This is a genomic window from Enterobacter cloacae complex sp. SHL022, assembly GCF_049237785.1.
GTDB lineage: Bacteria > Pseudomonadota > Gammaproteobacteria > Enterobacterales > Enterobacteriaceae > Enterobacter > Enterobacter hormaechei_C.
Window position 1 is genome coordinate 56475 of record NZ_JBMKJH010000016.1, and the last position, 6000, is coordinate 62474.

The following is a 6000-nucleotide window of genomic DNA, read 5'->3' on the forward strand; positions in this document are numbered from 1 at the left end:
AACGTGCATGAGGGTGATAATCATGGGTCACGCATTAAAAAAGGCAGATCGCTTGTACATTCCGCCTCGTGACAAATCCACGGTGGCGAAACCTCGTGCAGCGATCAGCGAAACATGTTCACATACTGGTCAAGTTAAAAACGCCTTTGAGTTTGGGTTTGCTCGTTACGAGAAGGCGATGGAAGAACTTTCAAAGGTCTGAGTAGAAACGGATGACGATAGAGTATGTTGAGGGAGTCAATTATCTTTCCATTGACGATATCGTTTACATCAACAGGTCTCTGATCGAGACTCAGACGCCAAATGAACCAATAGGCGTCCTGAATCCGAATAACCTCAGCTCTTCACAGTCACGACCAAGTACCATTCGATATTATGAGCAGACAGACGATATGTTTCGTCTGTCTGCTGTTCTAATTGAAAGCCTGATCCAGAATCATCCATTCGCAAATGCAAACAAACGCACTGCCATGATGGCTGGTTACGTATTTCTGTTGCTGAATGGATATGAGCTTACAGCACCCAGTGATGAGGTCGTAACCATCGCTGAGGGGTTGGCTCGTAAGGATTATTCAGTGGATGACTTGGAAAATTGGTTGTGTCACTGGTCTCGAGAGTACGATTCAAGAACGTTATGTGCAACTGGCGGAAATTCGCTACAGGCTCTCGTGGCAACCTCACACTACATCCGAATCATATCGAACAAATGAATCCGCTGAGAGGCGGTTTTTTGCTGACTAATACTGAATAATATAACCCGCTTCGGCGGGTTTTTTTATGGGGTAAATATGGCAATTTCACTCGATAAAGAACCGCTCAGAACCGTCCGGCTTTATGGCGTGCTGGGCGCCACCTTCGGGCGTGAATATCGTTTATCAGTAGCTTCACCAAAAGAGGCCATCCGCGCCCTGAGCGTTATCGTGCCGGGTTTTGAGCGTTTCCTGAATACCAGTAAGCAACGAGGTTTAACTTATGCGGTATTCAGCGGGAAACGAAACCTCGTAAACGATGAGCTCAGTATGGACAGGAGCACAGAGGAAATCCGCATCGCGCCGGTGATCATCGGCAGTAAGCGAGCCGGGGTTTTTCAGACAATCCTCGGGGTTGCCCTTGTCGCTGTTGCTGCGTTCGTCACGGGAGGGGCCGCGATCGGGATTGGTGGGACTGCTTTTGCTGGTGGATGGGGAGCTGTGGCGGGGATTGGGGCATCAATGGCGATCGGCGGCGTAGTCCAGATGCTTTCTCCACAGACTACCGGGCTAGCCAGCAAGCAATCAGCAGATAACCGCGCCAGCTATGCATTTGGTGGAGTGACGAACACAACCTCGCAGGGAAACCCTGTCCCCATTCTCTATGGTAAGCGGCGAATCGGCGGCGCTGTTGCTTCTGCCGGGATTTACGTAGAAGACCAGCAATAACAAATATTTGTCAATCAGGCCACCTTCGGGTGGCTTTTTTTATGGGCGCGATATGGCTAAAACAATTACCGGACGTAAAGGCGGCAGCTCGAGTTCCCGCACTCCCGTCGAGCAGCCCGATGATCTCCAGTCCGTTGCGAAAGCGAAAATACTGATGGTTCTCGGTGAAGGGGAGTTTGCTGGTGGGCTGACTGCGAGGGATATCTATCTTGACGGCACACCTTTACAAAACGCTGATGGTTCCGAGAACTTCAGCGGTGTCGTGTGGGAGTTTCGCCCAGGGACACAGGCTCAGGATTACATTCAGGGGATACCTGGCACAGAAAATGAAATCAGCGTCGGTACCGAAATATCCAGCGAAACAGCCTGGACGCATACCTTCACCAATACGCAGCTTTCGGCGGTTCGCCTGCGCCTGAAGTGGCCATCTCTTTTCAAACAGCAGGATAACGGGGATTTAGTAGGGTACTCCATCAACTATGTGGTGGAGCTTCAGATGGACGGTGGTAGCTGGCAACAGGTCCTTGATACTAATGTGACCGGGAAAACCACATCAGGTTATGAACGCAGCCATCGTATCGATTTACCGAAAGCTGGCAGTACCTGGACCATCAGACTGCGCAAGATTACCGCTGACGCAAATAGTGCCAAAATCGGCGACACGATGACGCTTCAAAGTTATACAGAGGTCATCGATGCCAAACTGCGCTATCCAAACACAGCTCTATTGTACATCGAGTTTGATTCCAGCCAGTTCAATGGCTCTATTCCACAAATCGCCTGTGAACCACGTGGACGTGTCATCCGCGTACCGGATACTTACGATCCGGAAACAAGAACTTATAGCGGTACGTGGCTTGGGACATTCAAATGGGCCTGGACTGATAACCCCGCGTGGATATTCTACGACCTGGTGGTTAGCGACCGTTTCGGGCTTGGGGATCGTCTCACAACAGCGAACATAGACAAATGGACACTTTACCAGGTTGCACAGTATTGCGATCAGATGGTGCCGGATGGCAAAGGCGGAAGTGGCACCGAACCACGTTATACCTGCAACGTCTACATTCAGGAACGCAACGACGCTTATACGGTCCTGCGTGATTTTGCTGCTATCTTCCGCGGGATGACCTACTGGGGCGACGACCAGATTGTGGCGCTGGCGGACATGCCGAGGGATGTTGATTTTACATACACGCATGCGAACGTTATCGATGGCCGGTTTACCTATTCCAGCAGCACCACAAAGAACCGTTATACCAATGCGCTCGTATCCTGGTCTGATCCCGATAACGCCTATTCTGATGCGATGGAACCTGTTTTTGAACAGGCGCTGGTTTCGCGTTATGGTTTTAATCAACTTGAGATAACAGCTATTGGTTGTACCCGGCAATCGGAGGCGAACCGAAAAGGGCGATGGGGGATCCTCACCAACAACAAAGATCGCGTTGTTACTTTCAATGTAGGGGAAGACGGTAACATCCCACAGCCTGGCTATGTAATTGCTGTAGCCGACCGAAATCTTTCCGGACGTGACCTTGGCGGCCGTGTTTCAGCGGTGAATGGTCGTATTTTGACGCTGGACAGGGCGCCAGATGCATCTTCGGGCGACAGGATGATTATCAATCTGCCATCAGGGGTTGCGCAGTCACGCACCATCCATTCGATAACGGGCAATAAAGTAACCGTTACGACTGCTTACAGCGAAACACCTGTGACTCAGGCCGTGTGGGTCATAGAGTCTGATGAACTCTATGCACAGCAGTATCGCGTTATTACGGTAACTGATAATAATGACGGCACGTTCACAATCGTCGGTGCAAATCATGATCCGGATAAATATGCCCGAATCGATACCGGAGCCATCATTGACCAGCGGCCGGTGAGCGTGATCCCGCCTGGCAATCAGTCACCACCAGACAACATCGTAATCAGTTCGTTTTCAGTAGTGCAGCAGAATATCAGCGTCGAAACAATGCGCGTGAGCTGGGACCAGGCGCAGAACGCTATCGCCTATGAAGCGCAATGGCGCCGCAACGACGGGAACTGGGTTAACGTGCCGCGCAGTTCCACCACGTCATTCGACGTTCCTGGAATTTATGCCGGGCGTTATCTGGTACGGGTGCGCGCCATCAATGCCGCAGAAATTTCTTCCGGGTGGGGCTATTCAGAAGAGAAAACGCTGACGGGTAAAGTGGGCAATCCGCCGAAACCGGTCGGCTTCATCGCTTCTGATAATGTGATTTTCGGTATTGAGCTGAGCTGGGGATTCCCGGCGAACACCGACGACACGCTGAAGACGGAAATTCAGTACAGCCTGACCGGGACGGAAGACGATGCGATGCTTCTGGCAGACGTACCCTATCCGCAGCGCAAGTATCAGCAGATGGGCCTTAAGGCAGGGCAAATTTTCTGGTACCGCGCGCAGCTGGTTGACCGCAGCGGAAACGAATCAGGGTACACTGACTTTGTGCGCGGACAGGCCAGCATTGATGTATCCGATATCACCGATGCCATTCTGGAGGACATGAAAGGCTCCGATACATTCAATGACCTGATCGAGAACGCGGTAGACAGCAATGAAAAAATTGCTGGCATGGCTGACGACATCAAACAGGCCAACGACGAACTGGCGCAACAGGCGCAGGAAATCGCCAAAAACGCCCAGGATATCGGGAAGGTTCAGACCAGCGTTACAAACCTGTCGAGCACGGTCGGAGATGTGTCTTCTTCTCTGAGCGAGCTTGAGCAGACAGTGGCGACGGCCGATACCGCACTGGGTCAGCGTATCGATAATATCAGCGTGTCTGTGGACGGCATGACGGGGGGAGTGAAGAACTTCGCTATCGCGATTATTCAGGGCAACCTGGCGCAGGTGGCCGCGCGCAAAACGCTGTCTGCATCCGTCGCCGGTAACAGCGCGAATCTGGACCGCATTGATGAAGTGATTGTCAACGACAGGGAGGCAACGGCGCGCTCGCTGCTGATCCTGCAGACGGACGTTAACGGCAACAAGGCATCCATCAACAGCCTGAACCAGACGTTCTCCGATTACCAGCAGGCTATGGCCACGCAGGTAAACAGCATCACGGCGACGGTGAACGGGCACACTTCAGCGATCACCACCAACGCGCAGGCCATTGCGAACGTCAACGGCGACCTGAAGGCGATGTACAGCATTAAGGTCGGGTTATCCAGCAATGGTCAGCTTTACGCGGCAGGGATGGGGATCGGCGTGGAGAATACGCCGTCCGGCATGCAGTCGCAGGTTATCTTCCTGGCTGACCGCTTCGCCGTTACTCACCAGGCCGGAGCGACCGTTACGCTTCCGTTCGTTATTCAGAACGGGCAGGTGTTCATCAGAGACGCACTGATAGGTGATGGCACCATCAGCAACGCCAAGATCGGCAACTACATCCAGTCCAATAACTATGTTGCTGGCTCAGTCGGGTGGAGGCTGGATAAGGGCGGTACGTTTGAGAACTTCGGTTCGACAGCTGGTGAGGGGTCCATGAAACAGACAAACCAGACAATCAGCGTGCGGGACTCCAGGAATGTGTTGAGGGTGCAGATCGGGAGAATCACGGGAACATGGTAACGGGAGGCTTCTTACGGGGCCTCTTTTTTTTCAGGAGGACTGGATGGCGGAATATGGTGTTCAGACATGGGACGCCTCAGGCAATGTAAATAACTATGGTGTTAAGCCTGTCAGCGTTTGTGGCTATCTCCAGCTGGCCCAGAACCAGAAAACAGGCTCTTACACCGTAGCGCTTCCACCGGGTTGCAGGCTGACCTATTTTCAGAGCATGAACGGCGATCAGTTTGGAACGAGTCGGAGGAAGATCACCATTTCGGGGGGAACAGCAACAGTGTCAGCAGTAGGCGATACCGACTACTCAGCAGGGACTGAGCCTGCGGCAGCGGCTTATCTCATTTTCCAGATCGAGAGGGCATAAATGGCGGAGTATGGCGTTTTACTGACGACCACGAGCGGGGAAGTATGGGTGACCGCGAACAGCTCGCCAATCGCTCTTCAGGCGCGAAAGACAGCGGCACTTCAGGGAACATCGGGGTTCAATACCAAAGTGACGCACACATTCCCCGCAGGTCAGCCTGTTGTCGCCTTCGTTCATTGCACGGTTGAGGTCGAAATCACCCAGACGATAAGCGGGAACACCATCACGATTGATTTTCTCAGACCGAATGCAACCGGCACAGCGTACGTTTATTTTTTCTCTATTTTCCCGCAGACAAAGCCAGACTACGGGCTGGCTGTGTGGGATGCATCAGGGACGCTGATTTTAACAAACGAAACGCGCACGCTGAGCGATGTTGTCATCCTCGGTACCGCCGGGGTGGATGCCAGCTCAGGATACAACATCAATACAACTCTGGCGGGGAAGTGGGCCTGTATGCCTGCCATGCTGGGGCTAATTACCGGGGTTATATCGGCTGGCGGTCAGCCGCAGCCATACATGGCCATATACAAGAGCATGGCAAAACTTGAGGGAAGCAATACGCGGATATTCGCCAGACCGCAGACAACCCCCGGCGGCAACCTTCAAAACGTCGCGTATTCGAA

At 52.7% G+C, this 6000-nt stretch carries 6 protein-coding genes; all 6 read left to right on the forward strand.

Going from position 1 to position 6000, the window contains the following annotated elements:
- Positions 1 to 22: 22 nt before the first annotated feature.
- Complete coding sequence (locus ACOTZD_RS22255) at positions 23 to 202, forward strand: hypothetical protein (RefSeq protein ID WP_025759425.1); 180 nt, start codon at positions 23 to 25, stop codon at positions 200 to 202.
- Between the two features lie 10 nt (positions 203 to 212).
- Positions 213 to 710, forward strand: coding sequence for a type II toxin-antitoxin system death-on-curing family toxin (locus tag ACOTZD_RS22260; protein ID WP_069595784.1), 498 nt, complete (start codon positions 213 to 215; stop codon positions 708 to 710).
- A gap of 78 nt (positions 711 to 788) precedes the next feature.
- Complete coding sequence (locus ACOTZD_RS22265) at positions 789 to 1418, forward strand: tail assembly protein (protein WP_045349467.1); 630 nt, start codon at positions 789 to 791, stop codon at positions 1416 to 1418.
- Between the two features lie 52 nt (positions 1419 to 1470).
- Positions 1471 to 5016, forward strand: coding sequence for a host specificity protein J (locus ACOTZD_RS22270; RefSeq protein ID WP_174402416.1), 3546 nt, complete (start codon positions 1471 to 1473; stop codon positions 5014 to 5016).
- A gap of 43 nt (positions 5017 to 5059) precedes the next feature.
- Positions 5060 to 5374, forward strand: coding sequence for a hypothetical protein (locus tag ACOTZD_RS22275; RefSeq protein WP_022651029.1), 315 nt, complete (start codon positions 5060 to 5062; stop codon positions 5372 to 5374).
- The coding region (locus ACOTZD_RS22280; RefSeq protein ID WP_421636369.1) for a hypothetical protein at positions 5375 to 6000 on the forward strand (626 nt) is incomplete at its 3' end. It abuts the gene before it with no gap.

Bases quoted from the DNA above. Each gene is read 5' to 3' on its own strand.
- ACOTZD_RS22255 (WP_025759425.1), top strand. From the start codon at position 23: ATGGGTCACGCATTAAAAAAGGCAGATCGCTTGTACATTCCGCCTCGT.
- ACOTZD_RS22260 (WP_069595784.1), top strand. From the start codon at position 213: ATGACGATAGAGTATGTTGAGGGAGTCAATTATCTTTCCATTGACGAT.
- ACOTZD_RS22265 (WP_045349467.1), top strand. From the start codon at position 789: ATGGCAATTTCACTCGATAAAGAACCGCTCAGAACCGTCCGGCTTTAT.
- ACOTZD_RS22270 (WP_174402416.1), top strand. From the start codon at position 1,471: ATGGCTAAAACAATTACCGGACGTAAAGGCGGCAGCTCGAGTTCCCGC.
- ACOTZD_RS22275 (WP_022651029.1), top strand. From the start codon at position 5,060: ATGGCGGAATATGGTGTTCAGACATGGGACGCCTCAGGCAATGTAAAT.